19 protein-coding genes are annotated in these 26,812 nt (G+C 38.9%); 9 read left to right on the forward strand and 10 right to left on the reverse strand.

Annotated elements, in window-relative coordinates; genetic code table 11:
• Positions 1-92 precede the first annotated feature (92 nt).
• From AC1DDK_RS16290 to AC1DDK_RS16300, 3 genes are all read right to left on the reverse strand, one after another.
• Positions 93-1,040, reverse strand: coding sequence for a bifunctional metallophosphatase/5'-nucleotidase (locus AC1DDK_RS16290; RefSeq protein ID WP_337716267.1), 948 nt, complete (start codon positions 1,038-1,040; stop codon positions 93-95).
• The gene (locus tag AC1DDK_RS16295) at positions 1,018-1,782 is read right to left on the reverse strand and encodes a 5'-nucleotidase C-terminal domain-containing protein (protein WP_288879360.1); all 765 of its coding nucleotides are present in this window, start codon (positions 1,780-1,782) and stop codon (positions 1,018-1,020) included. Before AC1DDK_RS16295 ends, AC1DDK_RS16290 begins: the two co-directional genes overlap by 23 nt.
• Positions 1,783-2,023: 241 nt before the next feature.
• A complete protein-coding gene (locus tag AC1DDK_RS16300; RefSeq protein WP_288879361.1) occupies positions 2,024-2,536 on the reverse strand; it encodes a glutathione peroxidase in 513 nt (170 codons plus the stop codon).
• A gap of 244 nt (positions 2,537-2,780) precedes the next feature.
• Between AC1DDK_RS16300 and topA the strand changes: the two genes are divergently transcribed.
• The 4 genes from topA (at position 2,781) to pbpC (ending at position 14,097) form a co-directional block, all read left to right on the forward strand.
• Complete coding sequence (gene topA / locus AC1DDK_RS16305; RefSeq protein WP_337716269.1) at positions 2,781-5,387, forward strand: type I DNA topoisomerase; 2,607 nt, start codon at positions 2,781-2,783, stop codon at positions 5,385-5,387.
• 118 nt (positions 5,388-5,505) lie between these two features.
• Positions 5,506-5,910 carry a hypothetical protein gene (locus AC1DDK_RS16310; RefSeq protein WP_172662992.1) on the forward strand — a complete coding sequence of 135 codons (405 nt, stop codon included), beginning with the start codon at positions 5,506-5,508 and terminating at the stop codon, positions 5,908-5,910.
• Positions 5,911-6,019: 109 nt separating this feature from the next.
• Positions 6,020-11,599: an alpha-2-macroglobulin family protein gene (locus AC1DDK_RS16315; protein ID WP_337716271.1), complete on the forward strand. Its 5,580-nt coding sequence runs from the start codon at positions 6,020-6,022 to the stop codon at positions 11,597-11,599.
• A 23-nt stretch (positions 11,600-11,622) separates the two neighbouring features.
• Entirely contained in the window at positions 11,623-14,097 is a 2,475-nt protein-coding gene (gene pbpC, locus AC1DDK_RS16320; protein ID WP_317171727.1) for a penicillin-binding protein 1C, read from the forward strand.
• Here pbpC and AC1DDK_RS16325 read toward each other — a convergent pair.
• The 4 genes from AC1DDK_RS16325 to AC1DDK_RS16340 all read right to left on the reverse strand — a co-directional run bounded on the left by AC1DDK_RS16325 (position 14,094) and on the right by AC1DDK_RS16340 (position 17,447).
• Positions 14,094-14,786, reverse strand: a complete 693-nt coding sequence (locus tag AC1DDK_RS16325; RefSeq protein ID WP_099438337.1) for a lysoplasmalogenase — start codon at positions 14,784-14,786, stop codon at positions 14,094-14,096. The genes pbpC and AC1DDK_RS16325 overlap by 4 nt on opposite strands.
• Positions 14,761-15,987 (reverse strand): sterol desaturase family protein, encoded by a 1,227-nt coding sequence (locus tag AC1DDK_RS16330; protein WP_172662994.1) that lies wholly within the window; start codon positions 15,985-15,987, stop codon positions 14,761-14,763. The genes AC1DDK_RS16325 and AC1DDK_RS16330 overlap by 26 nt, the downstream gene beginning before the upstream one ends.
• Positions 15,988-16,115: 128 nt before the next feature.
• On the reverse strand, positions 16,116-16,421 hold the full coding sequence (locus AC1DDK_RS16335) for an RNA recognition motif domain-containing protein (RefSeq protein WP_048905338.1): 306 nt from the start codon (positions 16,419-16,421) through the stop codon (positions 16,116-16,118).
• 174 nt (positions 16,422-16,595) lie between these two features.
• Positions 16,596-17,447 (reverse strand): dienelactone hydrolase family protein, encoded by an 852-nt coding sequence (locus AC1DDK_RS16340; RefSeq protein WP_288879365.1) that lies wholly within the window; start codon positions 17,445-17,447, stop codon positions 16,596-16,598.
• A gap of 876 nt (positions 17,448-18,323) precedes the next feature.
• Here AC1DDK_RS16340 and spt point away from each other — a divergent pair.
• From spt to AC1DDK_RS16355, 3 genes are read left to right on the forward strand one after another with little or no spacing between them, the layout of a single operon-like run.
• Positions 18,324-19,529 (forward strand): serine palmitoyltransferase, encoded by a 1,206-nt coding sequence (gene spt, locus AC1DDK_RS16345; protein WP_048905335.1) that lies wholly within the window; start codon positions 18,324-18,326, stop codon positions 19,527-19,529.
• A complete protein-coding gene (locus tag AC1DDK_RS16350) occupies positions 19,526-20,644 on the forward strand; it encodes a hypothetical protein (protein WP_288879366.1) in 1,119 nt (372 codons plus the stop codon). Before spt ends, AC1DDK_RS16350 begins: the two co-directional genes overlap by 4 nt.
• Positions 20,641-21,630 (forward strand): NAD-dependent epimerase/dehydratase family protein, encoded by a 990-nt coding sequence (locus tag AC1DDK_RS16355; protein WP_172662998.1) that lies wholly within the window; start codon positions 20,641-20,643, stop codon positions 21,628-21,630. The genes AC1DDK_RS16350 and AC1DDK_RS16355 overlap by 4 nt, the downstream gene beginning before the upstream one ends.
• Position 21,631: 1 nt before the next feature.
• Here AC1DDK_RS16355 and xseB read toward each other — a convergent pair whose 3' ends face one another.
• Genes xseB through AC1DDK_RS16370 form a run of 3 tightly spaced genes read right to left on the reverse strand, consistent with a single transcriptional unit; the run spans position 21,632 to position 24,216 of the window.
• Complete coding sequence (gene xseB, locus AC1DDK_RS16360) at positions 21,632-21,832, reverse strand: exodeoxyribonuclease VII small subunit (protein ID WP_288879367.1); 201 nt, start codon at positions 21,830-21,832, stop codon at positions 21,632-21,634.
• Positions 21,810-23,201 (reverse strand): exodeoxyribonuclease VII large subunit, encoded by a 1,392-nt coding sequence (gene xseA / locus AC1DDK_RS16365; RefSeq protein ID WP_288879368.1) that lies wholly within the window; start codon positions 23,199-23,201, stop codon positions 21,810-21,812. Before xseA ends, xseB begins: the two co-directional genes overlap by 23 nt.
• A complete protein-coding gene (locus AC1DDK_RS16370; protein WP_288879369.1) occupies positions 23,176-24,216 on the reverse strand; it encodes a S66 peptidase family protein in 1,041 nt (346 codons plus the stop codon). The genes xseA and AC1DDK_RS16370 overlap by 26 nt, the downstream gene beginning before the upstream one ends.
• Before the next feature lie 171 nt (positions 24,217-24,387).
• Here AC1DDK_RS16370 and AC1DDK_RS16375 point away from each other — a divergent pair, with 171 nt between their 5' ends.
• Positions 24,388-25,413 carry a DUF6807 domain-containing protein gene (locus tag AC1DDK_RS16375; RefSeq protein ID WP_448103947.1) on the forward strand — a complete coding sequence of 342 codons (1,026 nt, stop codon included), beginning with the start codon at positions 24,388-24,390 and terminating at the stop codon, positions 25,411-25,413.
• Positions 25,414-25,449: 36 nt separating this feature from the next.
• Positions 25,450-26,811: a 3-keto-disaccharide hydrolase gene (locus AC1DDK_RS16380; RefSeq protein ID WP_288879371.1), complete on the forward strand. Its 1,362-nt coding sequence runs from the start codon at positions 25,450-25,452 to the stop codon at positions 26,809-26,811.
• The last annotated feature ends 1 nt before the right edge of the window (position 26,812 follow it).

Genomic DNA, 26,812 nt, shown 5'->3' on the forward strand with positions numbered 1-26,812 from the left:
AATATCAGTAAAAAAATAGATACACATTAAACTACCAGAGGAATATGATTTCTCTTTAGAAAAAAAACAGATCGTAAATATACAAATAGATGCTAAGCTTCCAATTTATTTGAAATCAGATAAGGTGAAGCCTTTTTTAACTTTTTACCTTTATATCTTTCAAAATAATAATCAACCCTACCCAGGTTAATACCAGCAAAACCAACCTGATTTATAGTAGTTATTGCCCCGCTTAAATTCTGCACATCTTCTGGCTGATCCATAAAAGTATGCGTATGCCCACCAATTATCAGGTCGATACTCTTATTGTTTTTCGCTAAAATCTGATCGGATACTTTATCAGTATTATACTTGTAACCCAAATGAGACAAGCAAATTACCAGATCACACTTAAAGTCATTCTTTAATACATCAGCTATTTCATTAGCCTTTGCAACTGGATCTAAGTAAACTGTATCACCATAGTTTTTACCTTCAACCAGACCATGCAATTCTATCCCAACTCCAAAAACACCGATCTTTAGTCCATCCTTCTTAAATACCTTATACGGAAGGATCGATTTATTTAGTATTGTATTAGAGAAGTCGTAATTACTGCTGAGAATAGGAAAGTTGGCATGAGGAAGTTGCTTATAAAACCCCTCCATACCATTGTCAAAATCATGGTTACCCATGGTTACCGCATCATAACCCATTGCGGTCATCAGCTTAATTTCAAGCTCACCGCCAAATTTGTTGAAGTATGGCGTACCTTGAAAAATATCACCGGCATCAAACAACAACACGTTTTTCTCTTCACTTCTTATCCTTTTGATCAGGGCCGATCGCCGGGCAGTACCACCCAAACCTTCATATTTAGATCCATCAATAGGAAAAGGTTCTACCCTGCTATGAACATCGTTAGTATGCAAAATGGTAAGCTTTGTTACCCCTCCTGCAGCCTCAGCTTCAAACGCATTTAAGTTTAAGGCCAGAGCCGCTGCAGCAATACCACCGGTTCTTAGAAAATCTCTGCGGTTAGTTTTTAGTAATTCTTCCATCTAATTTTGGATTAATTGTTTTGCCAGCGGCCTCAGCTTCTTTAACGTAATTCATCAGTGCATCGCGTACTTTAAGACCTATAACCTTTGTATCTGTCGCATTTTTAAAAGCAGGAACATTGTCGCCACCCCCACCAATATAATCAGATGTAAGTACTCGGTAGGTTTTGTTTACATCAAAAGGTTTACCGTTTACAAGTACATCTACAGGTTTCTTATCTACTATTTTTATTTGTAAACGGGCCACAGGCTGTCCGTTGGTAGAAGCAATAAAGTCCAGGATCTGTTTAACATCAGTACCTTTTAGTGTAAAAATCATGAGTTGATTTTCAAAAGGCATCAGCTCAAACACATTAGAAACAGTAACGTTGCCTTTAGGAAAATCTACCCTTAAACCTCCTTTTGTGGATGGCAATGCAAAATCAATATTCTGATCATATTTAAGGGCCTGTTCCAAAACAGCATCAGAAAAGAAATTGCTAAGCAAGCTTTCAGGTAAGGTGTCGCTGCTTTTTTTAGACATCTGCGCTGCAGAATGACCAATTACTTTATTCATTTCAGCCTCAAGTTGAACTTTATAGGGCAAATAGGTTTTTATAATAGAGCTGTCTACCGCAAGCTCCTTATTAACATTGTATTCTGCACGATTGGTCTTTACCAGTTTGTATCCTGATGAGCAGGAAGCCACTAAAAGGGCAACTGATAGCGCTAAATAATTCCGGAATGATTTGATATGATCCATACTTATTTTGGTACAAAAGTACGGCAAACATTAGAATATGGTGTAAAAATATAGTGATAATAGTGTTAAATAATACAGCCCGTATCATGGTTTAATACAGGCTGTGTTTATCTGATTCGTTTTACGCGTCTCTCGTCATCCTGAAATTATTTCAGGATCCCGGACATGACATTAAAAACCTGCTTAAACGAGATCCTGAAATAAATTCAGGATGACGAGGGGCAGATGATGGGTTCCTACCCTACAAATTCTTTGTAATCGCTTCATCTAAAGGTTTAACTTTAGAGCGGAAGCGGTGTACCAACTGACCTTTTTCATTAATCAGGAATTTTTCAAAGTTCCATTGAATATCACCTGTAAAATCAGGATTTTCCTGACTGGTTAAATATTTAAATAAAGGACTGATGTCATCTCCTTTAACACTGCTTTTTTCCGACAACAAGAAAGTAACATTATATTTTCCTGTACAAAATTCTTTGATTTCGCTATTTGTAGCCAATTCCTGACCGCCAAAATTGCCAGCCGGGAAACCTATTAAAACTACATTTTTACCATATTGTTTTTGTAGTTTTTCAAGATCTTCATACTGAGGCGTAAATCCGCACTTCGAAGCTGTATTTACAATAAGGATTTTTTTGCCCTTAAATTTCGAAAGCTTAATTTCCTTGCCATCAATGGTTTTAAAAGAAAAATCATAAACGCTTTTAGTTGGAGGCGTAAATAAAAGGCTTAACAGGATGAGTATTGTATTCATGGTTTTAAGTTTTTTTATACTCACGAAGTTAAGCACAAAAAAAATAGATAATTATATTATTTAAGTAAAATGTTTCAAACAGCTTTTATCTCGGTCGAATTAATTTAATGCCCTAAAAGCAGCATTCCGGCCATTGCTCATTATCAGGTAAAACAGGTCATTTTTAAATAAATTTGTTAGAAAAATTAGATCGGATTTTGAAATTAGGCTTATTTATAGCTTTATTTGCAGAAAAACGTTCTGAATGGCGAAGAATTTACTAATAGTTGAGTCACCTGCGAAAGCGAAAACCATTGAAGGGTATTTGGGCAAAGATTTCCTTGTTAAATCTAGTTACGGTCATATTCGTGACTTAATTAAAGGGGATATGGGGATTGATATCTCTAATAATTTTGCTCAGACCTATGAAGTTCCTTCTGATAAAAAGCAAGTTGTTGCCGAATTAAGAAAACTAGCTAAGGAAGCCGAAATGGTATGGCTAGCATCCGATGAGGACCGCGAGGGAGAAGCAATTTCATGGCACTTATTCGAAACTTTAGGACTTAAAGAAGCCAAAACAAAACGTATAGTTTTTCACGAAATCACTAAGCCTGCTATATTAAAGGCTATAGAAACTCCACGTACAATTGATTATAACCTTGTTCATGCACAACAAGCTCGTCGTGTGCTCGACAGATTGGTGGGTTTTGAACTTTCTCCGGTATTATGGAAAAAAATCAAGCCATCACTTTCTGCAGGTCGTGTACAATCGGTAGCGGTTCGTTTAATTGTAGACAGAGAACGAGAAGTAAATAAATTTAATGCTTCAGCAGCATTTAAAATAACAGCACAGTTTTCAACCGGAAAAGGTAAGGAAATTGTAAAAGCAGAACTACCTCAGCGTTTTGAGAAAGAATCAGATGCAGAACAGTTTTTAACAGACTGTATCAATGCTGGTTTTTCGGTTGATAGTTTGGAGACAAAACCTGCAAAGCGTAATCCTGCAGCTCCGTTTACCACTTCTACCTTGCAGCAGGAGGCTTCCCGCAAACTGGGTTACTCCGTTTCAAGAACAATGCAGATCGCTCAGAGGCTGTATGAAAGTGGACGCATTACTTATATGCGTACCGATTCAGTGAACTTATCGGAAACCGCATTACAAGCTGCTGCAAGTGAAATAAAATCTGCCTATGGCGATAAATATCATCACTTACGAGTATATAAAACTAAATCTGCAGGTGCACAAGAGGCTCACGAGGCCATCCGCCCTACTTATTTTAATCACCATACTGTACCAGGCGACAGCTCTGAACAACGTTTATATGAGTTGATTTGGAAACGCGCCATTGCTTCACAAATGAGTGAGGCTTTGTTTGAAAAAACAACAGCTCAGATCGGCATCAGCACTCGTAAAGAGAATTTGATTGCAGAGGGTGAGGTTTTGAAATTTGATGGTTTCTTAAAGGTTTATCTTGAATCAAGCGATGATGAGGATGTTGAAGATTCAGAAGGTAACAGCATGTTGCCACCATTGGTAAGAGGTCAGGAACTGACTTTAAAAGAGATGAATGCAACTGAGCGTTTCTCCAGACCACCGGCAAGATATACTGAGGCTAGTTTGGTTAAAAAACTGGAAGAGCTTGGTATCGGCAGACCATCTACTTATGCGCCAACTATTTCAACCATCCAAAACCGTGGTTATGTGGTTAAGGAAGATCGTGATGGCCGTCAGCGTTCATTTAGTTCTATTGTTTTAAACAATGGTTCTGTTAAAAAGCTAATTAAAACGGAAATAACAGGTGCCGAAAAAGGTAAATTATTCCCTACAGATATAGGCGAAGTTGTGAATGACTTCCTGGTTGAACATTTTAAAGGAATCGTAGATTTTAACTTTACTGCGAATGTAGAAAAGGAATTTGATGAGATTGCACAGGGTTTACAGGAATGGACAAAAATGCTTCACTCCTTCTATACTCCTTTTCATATTGAGGTTGAAACTACTTTAGAAACAGCCGACAGAGCTAATGGTGAACGTTTATTGGGTATTGATCCGGTAAGTGGTAAAAATGTATATGCTAAAGTTGGTAAATTTGGCCCGCTGGTTCAAATTGGTCAGAATGACGACGAAGAAAAACCTCGTTATGCGAGCTTATCTAAATCGCAATCTGTAGCAACTGTTACTTTAGAAAGTGCTCTGGAGCAATTTAAATTGCCTTTTCAGCTTGAAGATTATGAAGGTAAAGAGGTTTCTGTTGGTGTAGGTCGTTTTGGTCCGTATGTTAAATGGGGCGATGCTTACATCTCTGTTCCTAAAAATGAGGACCCTTTATCGATAGATAGAGATCGCGCAATAGAGATTATTGGCGAAAAAATTACTGCCGATGCTCCTGTTGCTCATTACCAGAGCTTACCAGTTACTAAAGGAAAAGGCAGATTCGGTCCGTTTATTAAATGGAATGATTTGTTTATCAATGTTCCTAAGGCTTATAATTTTGATAACCTTAAACAGTCGGACATTGAAGAACTGATTGGTAAAAAGTTAGAAAAAGAAGCAAATAGATTTATTCAGCAATGGGCTGAAGAAAAAATTGCGATAGAAAATGGCAGATGGGGCCCTTTTATCCGTTTCGGCAAAGAAATGCTTAAGCTGCGTAAAAACCCGGCTACTAATGATAAATATACTCAGGAGGAATTAGAAGTAGTTTCTTTAGATGAGGTTAAAAAATTGATAGTTGAGCAAGTGCCTAATGCTTTTGAACCTAAAACCAAGAAAGCTGCAGCAAAGAAAGCTGCAGCAAAGAAAACTGGTACCACTGCAAAGAAAACAGCAACTAAAGCACCTGCAAAAAAGAAAGCAGTAGCGAAGAAGTAGGTGTACGCCTGTCATAATTAATACACCCGTCATCTCGAACATCGTGAGAGATCTCTTGTTCAGATATAGTTCAAGAGATCTCTCACGATGTTCGAGATGACGATTTGCATAATTTAACATGAAAAAAGACCTTCCTGAAAATATAGTTGAAGATGTTGCAATGGCCGTAGTGCTAAAAAACGAAAGCCCGGAAGTAAAAAACTGGACCGTTTACCTGATCAATCTTAAAGATATCCCGCTTGACAACGTATTAATCAGCTCTAAGGGTTATGGAGAAAAAGACGGTAAAATGGTAAAAACATCGGTATTAAGACACTTCCTGGGCGATATTAAAGCGAAGTCTTTCGCCGGCGTAGAAGCTATTGATACCGAAGTATTTGGCTTAACAAATGAGTACTGGTTAAGCTATTACATCAACGGGGTCATCTACGATAAAAAGTTTATTTTCCTTCCAGAAAGTATTGTAGATGAAAACCTAATCCGTGTTCCCCTAGTTAATATGCCGGGCGTAATGATTAAATAGCCACCTGCAAGTATTCCCACAACATTTTTCTCTTGTGGATAACAATTATTTTCGTTTCCGATGATTTTTGTTGATTTTCGTACACATCTTATTATGAAATATCTGTGTTATGGAATCATCTCGCTCTTCCTTTTTCCAAAGGAATAAAAAACCCCTGGTTATTGGCATTACTGCTTTTCTGCTAGCTGGAATTGCATCTTTTTTTCTCTTTAAAAAAGAAAAGCCTAAGGACTACAACCAAAAATATTCTAAATATATAGAAGCTTACACTTCCGGAACCATCTCTAAAAAGAGTTTTATAAGGGTGCATCTGGCCAGTGAAGTAAAAACAATGAGTGATGTTGGCGTTGCCGACACCCGTGATTTGTTTAGCTTCTCTCCTTCTGTAAAAGGAAAAGCTTACTGGATCGATGCGCAAACAGTCGAATTCAGACCTGATGAGCCTTTAAAATCAGGCGAAACCTATGAGGCCAATCTCGATTTGAGCAAGGTTACTGAAACAGAAAAGGACCTTGAAGAATTTGAGTTCGGATTTAGAGTGATCAAACCCGGCATGAATTTAACTCAGGATGGGTTGGTGTCGCAAAACAACACTTCTCTTGATTATATGAAGCTTAAGGGAGAGATTACGACCTCCGATCAGGAAGACCCAAAGGCGATTGAAAAAGCATTAACACTAAATTTTCCGCAAACTTTAAAAGTTAAATGGCAGCATAATCCAGAGAAAAACACTTCTGCCTTTACCATAGATAGTATTAAAAAAGCTGGTCAGGATACAAAACTAACTTTAAAATGGTCTGGTGAGGCTATTAATGCCGACAGCAAAGGCGAACAAACCGTTGCTGTTCCTGCCAAAGGCGTATTTAAAGTACTGGACATGAAAGCAGTACAAGACCTCGAAGATTATGCCTTAGTACAGCTTTCTGAACCTGTAGGCGTAGCTCAGGATCTGGCCGGTTTAATCTCTTTAAGCGGTTTATCTGATTTAAGGTTTACCATCGATGGCAGTCAGGTAAAAGTTTACTCAGCCCTGGCTTTAGAAGGCAATTATTCTCTTACAGTAAATTCTGGCATCGAAAATATCAACGGAAAGAAACTTGGAGCAGGAAAAACTGCCAATATCGTTTTTGAGAACAAACTGCCTTCGGTGGTTATTGCAGGCAGTGGTACCATACTTCCAAATTCCGGTAAATTGGTGTTGCCTTTCGAAGCAACCAATTTAAAGGCGGTTGATGTTACGGTTATCAAGATCTATGAAAATAATATCCCTCAGTTCTTCCAAACCAACAGCTATAAAGATGGAGGTGAGATTCGTCGTGTTGGTAAACCTGTGATACAAAAAACAATTCGTTTAGATGAAGATAAAGCGCTTAATCTGCATAAAAAGAACCGTTTTACCTTAGATCTTGATAAGCTGATTAAAACTGAACCTGGTGCCATGTACCGCATAACCATCGGTTTCAGAAATGAGTACAATGTATTTAAATGTGCTGAAGTAACTAACGATGAAGAAACTTCTGATGAAGACGGCTATCGTGGTTATGGTGAAAAGATTGATGAGGACGATGAGTTCTGGGAGCGTTACAACAGTTATTATCCAAATAATTACAGATGGGAAGATCGTGACAATCCTTGTACCCCATCCTATTATACCAATGACAAATGGGCCAGCAGAAATGTAATGGCTTCGAATATTGGTCTTATTGCCAAACGTGGTAACGACAACAGTATGCTTGTTGTAACTACAGATCTGCTTACCGCTAAACCAATGAGCGGTGTTACTTTGGAGCTGTTAGATTACCAGCGTCAGATCATCCACACGGTTAAAACCGATGGCGATGGTATGGCTACCTTTGATCTGAAAAGAAAACCCTTCTTACTGATCGCTAAAAATGGCGATGAACGTGGCTATCTGAAAATGGATGATGGTAGTTCGCTTCCATTAAGTCGCTTTGATGTTGGCGGCGATGTGGTGCAGAACGGATTGAAAGGTTACATTTATGGAGAACGCGGCGTTTGGAGACCAGGCGATTCTATATTCGTATCCTTTATTCTTGAAGATAAATTAAAGAAACTTCCAGGCGGATATCCGGTCACTTTTGAATTATATAACCCTCAGGGACAATTAATTAAAAGAATCATCAATGGTAAACCATTAAATGGATTCTATGCTTTTAAAACGGCTACAGAAAATACTGCTCCTACCGGAAACTGGCTGGCCAAGGTAAAAGCAGGTGGTGCAGTTTTCAGCAAAACCATTAAGGTTGAAACCGTTATGCCTAACAGGCTAAAGATAAATTTCAATATCGGTAATGCTACCTATTTAGGTGTTGGCGGTGCATCATCAGCCACGCTTTCGGCAAACTGGTTATTTGGTTCTGTAGGCAAAAACCTTAAAGCCAAGGTTGATGTGAATCTGAATACCATGAAAACTACTTTTAAGGGTTTTGATGAGTATACTTTTGATAACCCTACAGTAGTGTTCCAATCGCAGGTAAAAACCATATTCGAAGGCACACTAAATGAGAATGGAACTGCCGTTGTAAATACCAGTTTAAATGAAAACAATACTGCTCCGGGCATGCTTAAGGCAAACTTTACCACTAAGGTATTTGAAGCAGGCGGTAATTTCAGTATCGATAACTTTAGTATCCCTTACCATGTTTACAACAACTATTACGGTATTAAAACCCCTGATGGTGAGAAATTAAGCGGAATGCTGGTAACCGACAAGGATCATAAAGTTAATATTGTGAATGTAGACAGGAACGGTAAACTGGTACAAGGTGGCAAAACTGTTGAGGTTGAGCTATACAAAGTACAGTGGCGTTGGTGGTGGGATCAGGACGACCAGAACTCCTATGCTAACTTTACCCAAAACTCTTATAATAAACTCGTTAAAAAAGAAAGCATCACTTTATCAAACGGTAAAGGAAGCTGGAATTTAAGAATAGATGAACCGGAATGGGGTCGTTATCTGATTCTGGTACGCGATGTAAATGGTGGCCATGTAACCGGCAAATCTGTATATGTTGACTGGCCGGGTTGGGCACAACGTGAACAGGCCAACAACCCTACCGAAGCCTCTATGCTATCATTTACTGCCAATAAAACCAAGTTCAATGTTGGCGAAGATGTGGTATTAACCATTCCATCAGGTAAAGGCGGCAGAGCATTAATCTCTATAGAAAATGGCAGCAGGGTATTAAAAACCTTCTGGACAGAAACTAAAGCCGGCCAAACACAATTTACCTTTAAGGCCGAAAAGAACATGGCGCCTAATGTGTTTGCCGTGGTTACTTTGCTTCAGCCACATGCCCAAACGGTAAATGATTTGCCAATAAGGATGTATGGAGCTATTCCATTGCTTATTGAAGATCCTGAAACGATCTTAAAACCGGTTATTAAAATGGCCGATAAGATTAAACCTGAAACAGAGAATAGCATTACTGTTGCGGAACAAAATGGCAAGGCCATGACCTATACAATAGCCATTGTAGATGAAGGTTTGCTTGACCTGACCAGATTTAAAACTCCTGATCCTCATAGTGCTTTTTATGCCCGAGAAGGCTTGGGTGTTAAAACATGGGATTTGTTCGATTATGTACTTGGTGCATGGGGCGGCAATCTGGAACGTATTTTAAGCATTGGTGGTGATGGCAGTGTAAACAGGAATTTGAATCCGGCAAAAGCCAACAGGTTTGTACCTGTGGTAAAATATCTTGGTCCTTTTGCATTGGGCAAAGGCGAAAGCAAAACCCATAAGTTTACGCTTCCGCAATATATTGGCGCGGTAAGAGCAATGGTGGTTGCCGGACAAGATGGTGCTTATGGCTTTGCAGAGAAATCTGTACAGGTTAAAAAACCTTTAATGCTGCTGGCTACTTTACCACGTGTTATTGGTCCGGGCGAAAGCTTTACTTTACCTACAACCGTATTTGCTACAGAAAATAACCTTAAAAACGTAACTGTTCAACTACAGGCACAGAATTTACAGGTAATTGGCAGTAAAACACAACAGCTTGGATTTAAACAACCAGGCGAACAGATGGCATATTTCGAAATCAAGGCTCCTGAGGTTACAGGTATTGCCAAGGTTAAGATCATTGCACAAAGCGGTACTGAGAAGGCTGTTTATGATGTAGAGATGGACATTCGTAATCCTAATCCGTTTGTTACCAATGTGGTATCGGCAGTAGTTGAACCGGGTGCCAATTGGTCGTTAAACTATGCGCCTATTGGTATGGCTGGTACAAATTCAGGGTCTATAGAGCTTTCGTCTATACCTCCTATCAATCTTAAAAAGCGCTTAAGTTACCTGATGCAATATCCGCATGGATGTGTAGAGCAAACTACTTCCGGTGTATTCCCTCAGTTATTCCTTAACCAATTAACTGCTTTAAATGAACAGCAAAAGGCAAATACAGAGCGAAACATAAAAGCGGGTATTAACAGGTTGAAAGGCTTCCAGACTACTGATGGTGGTTTAAGTTACTGGCCGGGCGAAGGTACGTCTGATGAGTGGGGAACCAATTATGCAGGGCATTTCCTTGTGGAATCGCAAAATGCAGGATATACCCTTCCAGTAGGAATGATTGATGAACTTGTTCGTTATTTAAAAACAAAAGCCAATAACTGGGCGCCAAATAGCAGTAATTTTTATGGTGGTGATCTTTCTCAATCGTACAGGTTATATGTGCTTGCATTGGCCAAGAGACCGGAGATAGCAGCAATGAACAGATTAAGGGCATTTGAATACCTTTCTGTATCTGCAAAATGGCGTTTGGCTGCCGCATATAAACTTGCCGGACAAGCAGATGCAGCCAATAAACTGATAAAAGATTTACCTACTGAAATAAAACCTTACAATCAGCTAGGCGGCACTTATGGTTCTGATTTAAGAGATGAGGCCATGATATTGGAAACACTGACTCTATTGGGCCGTAAAGGTACAGCAGCGCAGTTATTGCAGTCGGTAGCTGCCAGATTAGGTAAAGATGATTGGTACAGTACACAAACTACGGCTTACAGTTTACTAGGCATCGCAAAGTTTTGTGGTGTAAATTCTTCATCAAATAACCTTAAATACAGCTATACTATTGATGGTAAAAAAGGCAATGTAAATTCAAACCAGTACATTGTTAGCACGCCACTGGCATTTAAAGGCAATGTGGCTGTTACCAATACCAGCGACAGGGTGTTGTTTGCCCGTTTGATTTTACAGGGGCAACCTTCGGCCGGACAAAATAATTTTCAACCGAACAACCCTGATCTGTTAGACATGAGTATCAGCTATAAATTACTTAATGGCAAGGTGTTGGATCCTACTACTTTGAAACAAGGCACAGACTTTTATGCTGAAGTTGTGGTTAAAAATCCTGGTAAGAGTGGATATTATGAGCAAATGGCACTTACACAGATCTTCCCATCGGGATGGGAAATCATTAATACCCGCGTAAATGACAATGAAAGCATCATTGCTTCATCGCCATATACTTACAGGGATATTAGAGATGATCGTGTGTTTACTTATTTTAACCTGCGTGAGAACGAAACGGTTATTTATAAAGTGCTTTTAAATGCATCTTATATTGGTAGGTACTATTTATCGGCTGTTCAGTGCGAAGCAATGTATAACAACAGCATAAGTGCAACAGAAGCAGGAAAATGGGTGCAGGTTATTAAATAAGCAAGTGGGTAGGTATAAAGTAAGTGAGTAGTTGTAAATTAACCAAAACAGGACTTCCTGAAACCGGACTTCCGTCATCTCGACAAAGGAGAGATCTCTTGAATAGCAACAACAAGAGATCCTTCGCTGCGCTCTGGATGACGGATGTTGTTTTCCTCATTTTACTACTTATATTCCTATTTTCTTTGCCTTCAAAGCTTTTTGTAAGCCCTACCTCATATGTTGTAGAAGCTTCAAATGGCGATTTATTAAGCGCTTCTATTGCTAAAGATGGGCAATGGCGTTTCCCTGTAGCCGACACCATACCAGAGAAATTTGCGCAATGTCTGGTCGCTTTTGAAGATAAACGTTTCTATTACCACCCCGGTGTAGATCCTATTGCTATGGCAAGAGCTATGCGCCAAAACTTTAAAGCCAAAAGTGTGGTAAGTGGCGGAAGCACAATAAGCATGCAGGTGATCAGGCTATCCAGACGCGAAAGCAGAACAGTTTGGCAAAAGCTAATAGAGGTTATCCTGGCTATCAGACTAGAAGCCAGCTATTCAAAAAAAGAAATTTTAAAGCTCTATGCCGGCAACGCCCCCTTTGGGAGTAACGTGGTTGGATTGGATGCTGCAGCATGGAGGTACTTCGGCCGCAGTGCCGAAAGTTTATCCTGGGGAGAGATGGCTACACTGGCTGTGCTACCAAACAGCCCGTCACTGGTACACCCTGGCAAAAACTCTCCCCGACTGATTAAAAAACGGAACGATCTGCTGGATAAATTAGCGGTATTAAAAATCATAGACCAATCAACCGCCAATCTATCTAAGCTGGAGCCTATTCCGGGCAAGCCACAACAACTGCCTCAAAACGCACCGCATTTACTTAACAGATTTAAGGCAGAGCGGTCGGCCTTAAAAACAGGATCTACAAGGATCACTTCTACACTTGATTATGATTTGCAACTACGGGTAAGCAGTTTGCTGAAGCGCTACAACAACCGATATCGGGCAAACGACATTAACAACATTGCAGCATTGGTTTTAGATGTAAAAAAAGGTACTGTACTTAGTTATGTTGGCAACATCTACCAACCGGAAAACACCGAACTGGAAAGTCATGTGGATATGATTAAGGCACCAAGGAGTCCGGGAAGTACATTAAAACCCATTCTGTACGCCAGTATGTTAAATGATGGCTTTATACTTCCTAAAACTTTAATAGCCGACATACCCACCCAAATAGGCGGCTACTCGCCCCAAAATTATGATATGGGCTACGATGGTGCCATACAAGCCGATAGAGCGCTGAGCCGCTCTCTAAACATCCCTGCGGTTAAAATGCTGCAGAACTATAAGTACCAAAGGTTTTATGATAAGCTTAAACAATTGGGCTTTACTACGCTAAACAAACCAGCCGATCATTATGGGCTTTCACTTATTCTTGGTGGCAGCGAGGTAACGATGTGGGACCTGGCAAGAACTTATATGGGAATGGCCAGAACGCTTAACCATTTTAATGATTATAAAGGCAGGTACAATCCGCATGATTACGATGAGCCTTTGTATGTGAACGAACAGCGGGATAAACGTTTTGATGAGTTTGAGACTGAAGTAAACTCAGCCATTGATCATGGTTCTATCTGGAATGCATTTAATGCTATGGAGGAGTTAATGAGGCCGGGCGAGGAAGGTTTATGGGAACAGTTTTCCTCTTCGCAGCGATTGGCATGGAAAACAGGTACCAGTTTCGGTTTCAGGGATGCCTGGGCAGTTGGACTTAATCCGAACTATGTAGTTTGCGTTTGGGTTGGCAATGCCGATGGCGAAGGCCGACCGGGCTTAACCGGTATAGATGCTGCTGCTCCTGTTATGTTTGATATTTTTAAGCAATTACCTGTTGTTAAATGGTTTAAAACCCCTACAAGTAAACTTAAGAAAATTGTGGTTTGCAAAGAAAGTGGCTATAAAGCTGGCGAATATTGCACTGATAAAGTGATACAGCTGGTTTCTCCGGCAGGTGAAAAAACAGGTCTTTGCCCCTACCATAAAATGGTCCATCTGGACCGTACAGGAACTTACAGGGTAACCGATGAATGCGAAGCGCCATCTGCCATGGTGCATAAATCGTGGTTTATTTTACCTCCGTCTATGGAATATTATTATAAGATCAAAAATAGTGATTATAAGGAGCTGCCTCCATTTAAACCTGGTTGCGGCGATGCCGGGAATAACTTTGTAATGGAAATGATCTATCCAAGAAACTACGCCACGGTTTATATTCCTGTTGAGTTTGATGGCACCAGAGGGAAAATTGTGTTAAATGCTACCCACAGAAACGCTAGCGCTAAGATTTACTGGCATATTGATAATGAGTATGTTGCCACAACCAAGAATTATCATCAGCTGGCTGTTAGTCCGGCGCCTGGCAAACATATTTTAACACTCGTTGATGAGAATGGCGAAAGGCTGGTACAGCATTTCACTGTGTTGGAAAAAGAAAAGGAAAAGAACTAATCTTCTCTTTTTACAAGCTGACGCTCGATGCCTCCTATGGTAATCAAATATTGCGCGATCATGTAAGTTGCCATAATCAACAATCCTGCAAGATCAAAGCCCTTAACAAACTTATTATAAGCAAGTGTTGAGTCAGAGATCAGGAAAAATATTGCGCCAAAAAGAATCAGGTTAAAGCTGATTTTATTTACCCTCATGTTTCTGAACGCTGCCATCATCATCATTAAACTGATCACAAAAGTATAAACCATAACCGGTAGTTTCATTGCGCCAAGCCCATGCCTGATGTAAACATAAAAACTGATACTGAACACAGCACAAAGCGCAATGGCGATCCTTGCTCCTTTTTTATCTAATTGGGGTGCAGACGAGAAATCAAGATAAAATGCGCGGATATAAAAGATATGGCAAAGTAAAAAAGCAATTAGTCCGTAGGTAAAAAAAGCTTCGTTTTTCCATACCAGCATAAGCAATACATCGCCTATAAGGCCAAAAACCAAGCCTGTAAACAAACGTTTATGAAAGCGACCTTTTAGTTTGGTACTTATTGCAAACATGATAAGTAAAGAGATAACGATGAGTGGTTTTGTAATGTATTTTAAAGCCGAAAGCTCGTAATACTCTGCCACAAGCTGCAGTATAAAAATCAGGGCAAATATGAGGTTAAACTTCAGGTACTTCTTGAGCATGGGTATTCAGTTTGTTAAGATTATAGAACCAGACTAATGAAACGATTTGTAAGCCCGCAAATATCACCTGGTACCCAATAGGGAAATTAAGCAGCAAAATTATTAAAATACCTGATAGGAGTCGGCAGTATTCAAAATAAATGAGCCATTTCTTTTCTTCGAGCAATGCACCGCAGGTTAATAGTGTAAGTATTGAAAACACAGAACCACTTATTAAGGGTGTTGCAGGCAAGGTTGCATTTAAAAACAAAATGGCTGATCCTGTGGCTAAGCCTATCAAAAATTGCAAAAGCACATATCCGGAGAATTTCTGATGAAACTCAGGATTGTATTTTGCATAACTGGCAGGATCAATATCCTTTGCCGGTTTAAAGCCACCCAAATGCGCTGGGAACCATCCGGGTGGCTTAAGAAATACATTTATTTTATCGCTCCATTTAGGGCTTTGTTTTGCGGTATTCCAAAGTTCACTCCAGTAATGTACGTTTGCCCAGATAGGATTCCAGCTGGCCAATGGAGTGGTTATGCCATAGTACACCTCTTCTTCTTCTTTTTGAAAGGTACCAAAAATTTTATCCCAGATAATTAAAGTACCTGCATGGTTCTTATCAATGTATTTTGGGTTGGAACCATGATGCACTCGGTGATGAGAAGGTGTATTTAAAATCCATTCTAATGGTCCCATACTTTTTATAGCTCTGGTATGAATCCAAAACTGGTATAAAGTATTAAAAGCACTTAAGGTGAGGAACATGATCGGATCAAACCCAATAAAAGCCAGAGGTAAATAAAACACCCATGAAAACCATCCCTGAAACCAGGATTGCCTTAAAGCTACGGTAAGGTTATATTCTTCAGATTGGTGGTGTACAATGTGAGCTGCCCAGAGTGCGTTTACCTGATGGCTCATTCTGTGAAACCAATAGTAGAAAAAATCAACCCCAATGAAAAGTATGATCCAGACCCATATGGTTTGCGGAAGATCAAATAACCGCCAATGTTCAAAAATATACATGTAGCCAAAGAAGAGCGCTGTTTTCATGAAAACGCCTGTTACCTGCTGACCAATGCCTTGGCTTAAATTGGAAATGGAATCGTTTAAGCGGTAATAGTTTAACTTCTTATAGAAAGAATAAGCTAGCTCTACTCCTATCAGAATAAAGAATATAGGAACCGATAAAGCAATATAGTCCACGTTCATTCTACTAATCTAATGAATTAGCAGGTAATTTTTTTAAAATAAAAAAGCAGCAATAAATGACGCATGTCACCACTGCTGCTCTAGTATATTAAAATAGAATCAGTAACTAATTTTAATAAAAAAGCTAATTAATAGCTTTTTTCTGTACGGTTATTGCGTTTAAAGCCACCACCACCAGCACCACCAGTATTTGGTTTTTCTTGTGCTTCAGCAACTTTGATACGGTTACCATTGTAATCGCCGCCATTCATGCGTTTGATTGCTTCTTTTGCCTCTTCTTCTACCGGCATTTCCACAAAACCAAACCCACGACTCTGACCAGTTTCGCGATCTTTGATAATCCTTAGTGATTTTACTTGACCGAAATCACCAAATACGGCTGTTAATTCATCTTCCCCCACTTCTAAAGGAAGGCCTGTAATAAATATCTTCATTAATTTCTAAAAATTTGCACAAAGTTAAGCATTTTTCGCTTAAATTCCAATGCTAGTGTCAGTTATAAGTATAATTATATAATATTTTTCATAACACCCAAGAGAAAATTTTGTTTTATTAATTGTAAAAAAACATTACTTTTTTCTTAAATAATTATAACCGACAAATCGAACCTAGCTTAATTTAGCTTTAAACAGAGATATTGTTCTTTGCCAGGCCAGTTTAGCAGCCGCTTCATTGTATCTGGTCGGCGAAGTATCGTTATTAAAAGCGTGATTTACGCCTTCATAAATATAGACTTTATAATCTATATGATTTTCTTTCAAAGCTGCTTCATAAGCCGGAATTCCCGCATTTATACGCTCATCGAGTCCACCATAATGAAGCATTACACTGGCTTTTATCTTAGGAACATCTTCTGCGGCTGCCTGTGCTCCATAGTATGCAACTGCTGCAAGCAACTTAGGATCGCTTACTGCAAGTTTGTTTGCCATGCCCCCGCCCCAGCAAAAACCAACACATCCGGTTTTTCCGTTTCCATCTTTCCTGCTTCTCAAATATTCAAGTCCTTTCAGATAGTTCTGCAAGTTTTTTGCCGGATCCAGCTTTCCGATCAGCTCCCGGCCTTTATCCTCATCCGAGGGTGTTCCGCCGAATAGCGATAAGGCATCCACTCCTAAAGCAATAAAACCTTCGGCAGCTACTCTTTTGGTTACATCTATAATATGAGGGTTTAGCCCTCTGTTTTCGTGAATAACAAGTACACAACCCAGGTTCTTTTTGTCCTTTGGCTTTGCCAGCACAGCCTTTACATCACCATCTGCACCAGGATAGGTAATGTTTTCGGTACTAATGCTGTTATCATTAAAACTGGAGGCTGATGCATAATTGTTTTCAAGTAAAGGTAATACTGTTAAGGCTATAGCTGTGCTTCCGGTAATGATAGCCAGCTTTTTCATGAATTCTTTCCTACTCAGTTTGCTGTGGGTGTATTCATCGTATAAATTGATGATTTTCTGATCCATAGGTAAATAATTAAAATATGAACAATAAGTACTAATATAACGTTTCTACAGCATCGTTTTAGGTTTTTATCAATTACGTTACATGATAAAACGTTATACAATAAGGGGGATTTGTCATGAAATTGTTTTTATTTTTTTCGTTGAAAACAAATTAACAATATCGCTCGTTATATGATCAGTTTGTTTGGTTTAGGTTGGTCTGTGGTGGACCAACCATCTATTAATAACAGGGATAATCGCCAGATTCATCCCTGTTTCCTTTTAATGCATCCTCGCCCTTCATCCGTTTCCTATATCACTTTAAAAAGATACTTAATTGACAAAAGGCCTTCAGAGTCGTTGCAAAGCCGTTCAATACTCGTCTGGAAGTCGTTGGTAACATAAAATAGATTTAGCATAAAATTTCGTCGAGATGACGACAGCTCAGAATGACGAGGTGTTATGAACAAACTCAATCCAGACGGCCTAAAATGCGGTATTACGGAGTCTGCTGTTCACCTGCAAACAGCGGTAGGCAAAAAAAAAGAGTTTCATTTGACTAAAATACTATTGAAGTCAGAGTGTAGGATTATAAAAATCATTATCTTTGGCCTGCAAAAAGCAATTTTTTTCTTAATAATTCGGAGCTATTCGAATTAAAATTATAAGAAAATTGTAATTTTTGTTTTAAAAATTAATATATTCAAACTTGGTTGAGTTCAAGTTTTGTTTTCTGTATTTATGATCTTAGATTTGAGAAGTTTTTTTTAATTGGCATAGATGTTGATTTTTCAAACTAATTACAAAAGGGGATTATATAGATTTAGGAATCATTTCTTGGAACATAAACCGACATCAACAATAACCAACCCTGTAATCTAAACATATAGTACTAGCATGCGCAAAAAATTACAAGATAGGATAGCAGCTTTTAAAGATGCTTCAGCAATTAAGGAAAAAGGCTTATATCCTTACTTCCGAGCAATAGAATCAGCACAGGATACGGAAGTGATGATAGATGGGAAGAGAGTTCTGATGTTTGGTTCTAACTCCTATCTAGGGTTAACAAATCACCCAAAAATTAAAGAAGCAGCAAAAGCTGCAGTTGATAAATATGGCACTGGTTGTGCCGGATCAAGATTTCTAAATGGTACACTTGACATACATATTGAACTGGAAAAAAGACTGGCTGCATATGTAGGTAAAGAAGCTGCCGTTCTTTTTAGCACAGGATTTCAGGTTAATTTAGGTGTAATATCATGTTTACTTGATAGAAATGACTACCTAATTCTTGACGAATACGACCATGCTTCTATCATTGATGGCAGCAGATTATCGTTTTCACGTTCTATAAAATATGCACATAATGACATGGATGATTTGCGCAAGAAATTGAGCAGATTGCCTGAAGATGCTGCAAAACTAATTGTTGCCGATGGTATCTTCAGCATGGAGGGTGACCTGGTTAATTTACCGGAGATCGTAAAAATTGCTGATGAGTTTGGCGCAAACATTATGATGGATGATGCACACAGCTTAGGTGTAATCGGCTTTAATGGTTCCGGGACTGCTTCTCACTTTGGATTAACTGATAAGGTTGATTTGATTATGGGTACTTTCAGTAAGTCATTAGCTTCGCTAGGCGGCTTTATTGCAGGATCTGAAGAAACTATAGAATTTGTGAAACACAGAGCACGCTCATTGATGTTCAGTGCAAGTATGCCACCTTCGGCTGTTGCAAGTGTTATTGCTGCCCTTGATATTATTGAGTCTGAGCCTGAGCGTATAGATCAGCTTTGGGCCAATACAAATTATGCTAAGAAATTACTTTTAGACGCCGGCTTCGATATAGGTCATACTGATAGCCCGATTATTCCGGTTTACATCAGAGATAACGACAAAACTTTCTTGATCACCAATATTTTAAGCAAGAACGGAATATTTGTAAACCCTGTGGTTTCGCCTGCTGTACCATCAGACTCTTCTCTTTTAAGATTCTCGTTAATGGCTACACATACTTTTGCTCAGATAGAGGAAGCTGTTGAAAAAATTGCAGCGGCTGCTAAACAAGTTAAAGTTAATTTATCACAGGTAACTATATGAGAAACATAGTTGCAGTTAGCAATAAAAAGCAATTAGGTCAGTTTATTGATTTCCCTCACGACCTTTATAAAGGGGATTCGAATTATGTTCCAGAGCTCTTTATAGCTCAAAGAGACTTACTTACAACACATCCTTTTCATAAACACTCTTCATTGCAGTGTTTTTTGCTTTTCGAAGGAGACAAAATCATAGGCAGAATTGCCGCTATACTGAACAATAACTATAATATTTTTAACAGTGCAAATGATGGTTTCTTCGGTTTTTTTGACTGCATAAACGATCAGGAGGCTGCTAATTTATTATTTGATACTGCAACCAAATGGTTAAAAGATAAAGGTGTAACAGGCGCTATTATTGGCCCAGTTAACTTCTCTACCAATGAATCTTGTGGTTTATTGATCGAAGGATTCGATTCTCCTCCGGTTGTTATGATGCCTTACAACGCAACCTACTACTCTGCTTTAATGGAGGGCTGGGATTTGAAAAAGAAGGTAGATCTTATTGCCTGGAAATTTAATGGTGATAATTACGACGACCGCTCTGTAAAACTTATGGACAGGTTAGAGGAGCGTTTGAATAGGAATAACATCACCATCCGTAAGATCAACATGAAGAACTTTAAACAGGAAGCGGCCAACCTGCGTGAGGTTTACAATAAAGCATGGGATAAAAATGCTGGCTTTGTACCATTAAATGATGAGGAGTTTGACTATCAGGCTAAAGATCTTAAACTGGTACTTGATCCTGATTTTTGTTTTGTTGCAGAACAAGATGGTAAACTTGTTGGTTTTGGCGCTGCCATTCCGGACATGAACCAGATCCAGATTAAAATTAAAAAAGGAAGGCTCCTTCCTACAGGTATATTTAAATTATTATTTGGTAAGAAAAACGTTAAAGGAATAAGAATTTTACTTCTGGGCGTTGTTGATGGTTATCGTAAAATGGGCATCGAAGCTTGTATTTATGGTAGTATCATTAAATCTTACAAAGCTAAAAAGTTCGAATACGCTGAGGCGGGATGGACATTAGAGCATAACGATCTTGTTAATAATGCAATTATTGCCATCAAAGGCGATCCTTATAAAAAATACAGGATCTACGAGAAAGCCATATGAGTAAAAGGGTATTAATTACCGGTGCTACAGGTTTTGTGGGTTATCATCTTATTGAGAAAGCAATACAGTCTGGCTTAGAGGTTTATGCTGCTGTTCGCAAAAGCAGTAATAAAAGTCACCTGAGTGTATTTGACATTAAGTATATTGACCTGGACTATAGCTCTGTAGATAATTTAAGATCTCAGCTCGAAGAACATCAGTTCAACTATATTATTCATGCTGCCGGTATTACCAAAGCTAAAACAAAAGCGGAATACAATAAGATAAATGCTGAGTTTACCGAGTACCTTGCTGTTGCCGCAATTACTGCCAGTATCAGACTAGAAAAGTTTGTTTTTGTGAGTAGTCTGGCTGCTTTGGGTCCGTTGGTTGATCTTAGTAAGGAAATTAAAGAGGATACTCCTGCCCATCCGGTAACTAATTATGGAACAAGTAAATTACTTGCCGAAAAATACTTATCTGAAATTCCGGGTCTGCCGCTGATCACCATTCGCCCCACAGCGGTGTATGGCCCTCGTGAAAAGGATATTTTTATTCTATTTAAAAGTATAAGCAGAGGTCTGGAACCTCACATAGGCAGTTTTAAACAGCAGCTGAGCTTCATTTATGTAAAAGACCTTGCTGATGTTATTGTAAATTCTCTTTTTGTTAAGATTAATGGAAAGCAATACAATATTTCGGACGGCAATGTTTACGATCGTTATGCGCTTGCTGAACTGGTTAAAAAGACACTAAAGCAAAGAACTTTTAAGTTCCATTTACCCGTACCTGTTGTTGGAGCTATGGCTTCATTTATGGATTTCATTTATTTAAACAGTAAGAATACGCCTACCTTAAATAAAGAAAAGATGGCAGAGCTTACTGCTATTAACTGGGCTTGCAATATTGACAGCGCAAAGCAGGATCTTGGCTATGCACCTAAGTTTAATCTTGAAAAGGGATTAATTGATACAGTTAAGTGGTACAAAGCCAATAACTGGTTATAGTTTATTGGTTCTCCATTTGTTTAATGATCTTGTTTACTTCTATTTCTGTTGCCCTTAGTTTGGTTTGGCAAAACTCAATCAGTTCCGATGCACGCTTAACCTTATCAGCAAGTACATCTACTGAAACAGATTCATTCTCTATTTCCTGTGCAATCTCAGTTAGCTCCTTATAGGCAGCCTCATATGTTAAATTCGTTCCCATTGTATCTGGATTTAGATTTTACTGTTGTCTTTATTTCTGTTGTAGCCAATCTGACTGTTAACTCCTGACCGGCTTCTACCCCATCTGCATTGCTTACAATCTTCCCGTCTATTTTTATAATCGCAAAGCCTTTATTGAGGATACTTTGCGGACTCATCAATTTTACCAGCGACTGAAAGTGGCCTATATAACCTCTTTTATTAGCAAAATACATTCTGCTGTATGATTGCAGGTTGCTGTTTAGGTTACTGAGGTCCTTACGCCTGTTTGAGATGATTATTTTAGGGTTGGTGAGTATCAGGCCTGATAAATTTAAAATACTTCTGTGATGCTCATGCAACAGGTTTCTTGTGGTGTTTATGGTAATCTGATTCAGATGATTAAGCCTGTCTTTATGATGATTGATCATTTGATATGTTTTAATCAGCATCATTTTCTGAATGCTCAATACCGATTCCTCAAATGCCCTGTTATGCGCAATTATTAACTCAGCTGCTTTGGTTGGTGTTTTGGTTGAAGTATGTGCCATAAGATCGGCAATGGTTTCATTCTTCTGGTGCCCTATTCCTGTAATTACCGGAATGGGAAATTTAGCGATTGCCCTGCTCAGGTCGTAATTATCAAATATGAGAAAATCGGTTTGCGAACCACCGCCTCTAATGATAACCACTGCGTCATATGCTTTGGCAGATTGATATACTTCTATGATCTTGTTAAGAATCTGTTTGGCATTTACATCACCCTGCACTAGGGTAAAATAGTTATCAATTATAAAATTGTACCCAAATGAGTTATTTTCAAGCGTATGCTTAAAATCCATATAACCCGCAGATGTATCTGAGGAAATAACGGCAATATGTTGTAATACTTTATTTAATTGCAGGCCACTGTTTTTAGTAAAGTACTGCTCTCCCCTTTTTTGAATGAATTCGGGATTTTCCCTGACCAGCCTTTCTAGCGTATCTTTTCGTTGCTGTTCAAATAGGCCGAGGGTAAAGTTGGTATCTATATCTATCAGATTTAGCTGCAGGCCAAAAGCGGGGTTATATTGAACGGTAACCTGTACCAAAACATTAATATCGTTTTTAAACTTCTGTCCGGTTGCCTGTTCAAAGTTGGCAATGTTTACAGAGGCGTTTCCCCAGGCCCTTCCGGCAATTTTAGCGAGAATCCTGTTAGATGATTTTTCTTTCTCTACCAGTTCAAAATAATGGTAATTGCTTTGTGGCTTGTAGGTATAATTGGTAACATCGGCAATTACCCAAAAGGTTCTTTGTCCGAATACCCCATCTATTGCCTGCTGGATTTGACCGGTAAGCTCAGAGAGTTTTATGGAAGCAGGATTAGATGGATACAAGGGAACTGCCATTTTCATCTACATTAAGGATATGCTTTGCACCGCATTTGAGTGCAAAGTTATTGATTTGATGACCCACAGGGAAATCAAAACATACAGGGTAATCATATTCCTTTATTTTCTCTGTTACGATCTCGTAAACTGTCCTGCCAAATTCTTCGCCCGGAGTTTCTTCTTTTAAGCTAAAGCCTCCTATAATTAATCCTTTAAGCTTATCTAGTTTTCCGCTGCGTTTTAGGTTCCAAAACATTCTGTCGATACTGTACAGTTCTTCATGGGTGTCCTCCACAAATAAGATGGCATCATCAGTTTTAAGATCGGAATTGCTTCCCGCAAGGGTTTCAATGAGGCTAAGGTTGCCCCCTACTAAAACACCTTCTATTTTACCCGGCCGGTTATAACTTACCGGTGGCGCAGTGTATTTAACATCCTCGCCGGTTAGTACCTGTCTTATCGAGAGAATTGTTTCTATTTGAATGGGTTTTGCCAGCAGCCAATCGTTTGGAAAGCTGTTGCACATTTTAGAATGTATGGTTGCAATACCATAATTGCTATGAATATGTGTATGAAGAACCGTGATATCGCTAAAGCCTATTATCCATTTTGGATTGGCTTTGAACTTTGTAAAATCCAGCTTATCAATTATCCGTACCAGTCCGTAGCCCCCTCTGGCACACATAATTGCTTTGATATTAGGATCATCTAACATCCGCTGCAAATCTGCTGCTCTTTCCTGATCGGTACCTCCAAGTGAAAAGTCTTTTGCTCCTATCGTTTTCCCGGTTTCGACCTTAAAGCCCCAGCCTTGCATCAATTGTACGGATGGCTGGATGTCTAATAAAGAGATGTAGCTGGCCGGACTTGTTATTGCTATGGTATCGCCCGGCTTAAGGTACGGTGGTATTTTTGATTTAGCCAACTCTGAGGTTATCACTTTATTTACCGCCTCAGTATTACTCCATACCTTTGACGTTGAAGCAGATACTCCGGCTGTGACAACAAAGGAAAGAAAATGTTTACGGTTCATTTTGGGTGGCTTTTTCTATATACAATTATAAGGCTAATTGCTGAAATCTGGAGGCATTCTTCGCAATCGTTTTCGTAATATTTCAATATCAAAATGCATTTTTCTGGGGAATTTCAATTCCAAGAGCGGTATATTAGTTAACCAAATATGTTTAAAATCTGGACAATCTGAATGAAAAAATACTTGATTATTGCCTGTTGTTACTTTAGCTTAAATGCTAATGCGCAAAATAAAAATGTTTCTCTTGTAAGAAATGATCAGGAGCGCAAAGTCGATGTGCTGATAGATGGTAAACCCTTTACCAGTTTTATCTATCCTGAGAATATGGAAAAGCCCATACTCTATCCGATACTCGCTGCCGATGGTGCTATTGTAACCAGGGGCTTTCCTTTAAATAAACGCGAGGGCGAACGCGTAGATCATCCGCACCACGTTGGCTTGTGGCTTAACTATGAAAGTGTAAATGGGCTAGACTTCTGGAACAACTCTTTTGCTATACCTGCAGAAAAGAAAGTAAAATATGGATGGATCAGGAATGTGAAGGTAGACAAGGTTGAAAACGGCAAAGCCAGTGGTAAGTTAAGCTATACCGCGAACTGGGAAAATCAGGCCAAAGATATACTGTTAAAAGAGCAAACTACATTTGTTTTCTCGGGAACTGACAATGCCAGAATTATTGACAGAATAACCACACTTACTGCTCAAAAAGACACTGTGAAATTTAAAGATATTAAAGATGGTATGCTAGGTATCCGTGTTACCAAAGAGCTGGAATTCCCTTCAAATAAAGTAGAAGAATTTACTGATAGTCAAGGAAATACAACAAAAGTTTCAGCATCAGGTAACGGCGCAAATGGCACCTATTTAACCAGTGCCGGTAAAAAAGGTAATGATGCCTGGGGCACCAGAGGTAACTGGTGTGTTTTATACGGAGTTAAAGAAGGCAAATCGCTTTCTGTAGCAATCATAGATCACCCTAAAAACCCCGGCTATCCTACTTACTGGCATGCACGTGATTACGGTTTGTTTGCTGCTAATCCACTTGGACAGGCCATATTCAGCGAAGGAAAAGAATCTTTAAATCTAACCCTAAAACCTGGCGCATCTGTTACTTTTCGTTACAGAATCCTTGTAGGTTCAGGTACAGAAGTTTCTGCTGATACATTGAACAAGCAGGCTGCCAATTTTGGAAAATAACTCTTAAACATAGATTAAAACAAATAATACACACTAATGAAAAAAACAAAGTTACTGATTGTTGCTGCCCTGATGTTTGGAACCACTCCGTTTACATTACAGGCGCAAACAGGGAAATGGCAAAATCTTTTTAATGGAAAAGATTTACAGGGATGGAAACAATTAAACGGCCAGGCAAAATACGAAGTCGTAAATGGGGAGATTGTTGGAACTACGGTTTCAAACACTCCTAACTCTTTTTTAACGACAGAAAAAAATTATGGTGATTTTATACTTGAAGTAGAGTTATTGGTTGATAATTCTATGAATTCGGGTATACAGATCAGAAGTGAAAGTAAAGCTGATTATAATAATGGCAGGGTGCATGGCTATCAGGTGGAAGTAGATCCGTCTGACAGAAAATGGAGCGGTGGATTATACGATGAAGCGCGTCGCGGATGGTTATATCCTTTAGATATTAATCCTAAAGGTCAGGCTGCTTTTAAAAAGGATCAATGGAATAAATACCATATCGAGTGTATCGGTAACTCTATAAGAACCTGGGTTAATGGTGTTCCCACTGCAAATGTTGTAGATGCAATGACCCCATCTGGCTTCATCGCTTTGCAGGTACACGCAATTGGAAAAAATGACACTCCCGGCAAACAGATCCGCTGGCGTAACGTACGCATACAGACGGAAAACCTTAAGCCATCTAAAATAGACGACATTTATGTAGTAAACATGGTTCCTAATGATTTATCTAAGCAGGAAAAAGCAGAAGGTTTTTCTTTATTATGGGACGGAAAAACTACTAACGGCTGGGTTGGTGCATACAAAACCAAATTTCCTGAAAAAGGATGGGAAATTAAAGATGGTGTGCTTAGCGTTGTAAAATCTAATGGTGCAGAATCTACTAATGGTGGTGATATTGTTACTGTTAAAGAATATGGTGCATTTCAGTTGAAGTTCGATTTTAAACTTACTGAAGGTGCAAATAGTGGTGTTAAATATTTTGTAACGCTGTCTGAGAAAAACACGGGCTCAGCAATTGGCATGGAGTATCAAATCCTTGATGATGAAAGACATCCGGATGCTAAGCTAGGTAAAAACGGCAACCGTACGCTCGGTTCATTATATGACCTTATTACAAGTAAAAAAATCCCTAATGCGCAAAGAAAAATTGGAGAGTGGAACAGAGGTTTGATCAGAGTATTCCCTGATAACAGAATTGAATACTGGTTAAATGGCTTTAAGGTTGTAGAATTTACCAGAGGAACTCCGGAATTTCTTGCTTTAGTTGCTGGTAGTAAGTATAAAGACTGGAAAAACTTTGGCATGGCTCCTAAAGGGCATATTTTGCTTCAGGACCACGGCGATAACGTTTCGTATAGAAGTATAAAAATTAAACAACTTTAAT

Source organism: Pedobacter sp. 05T44 (assembly GCF_056395985.1).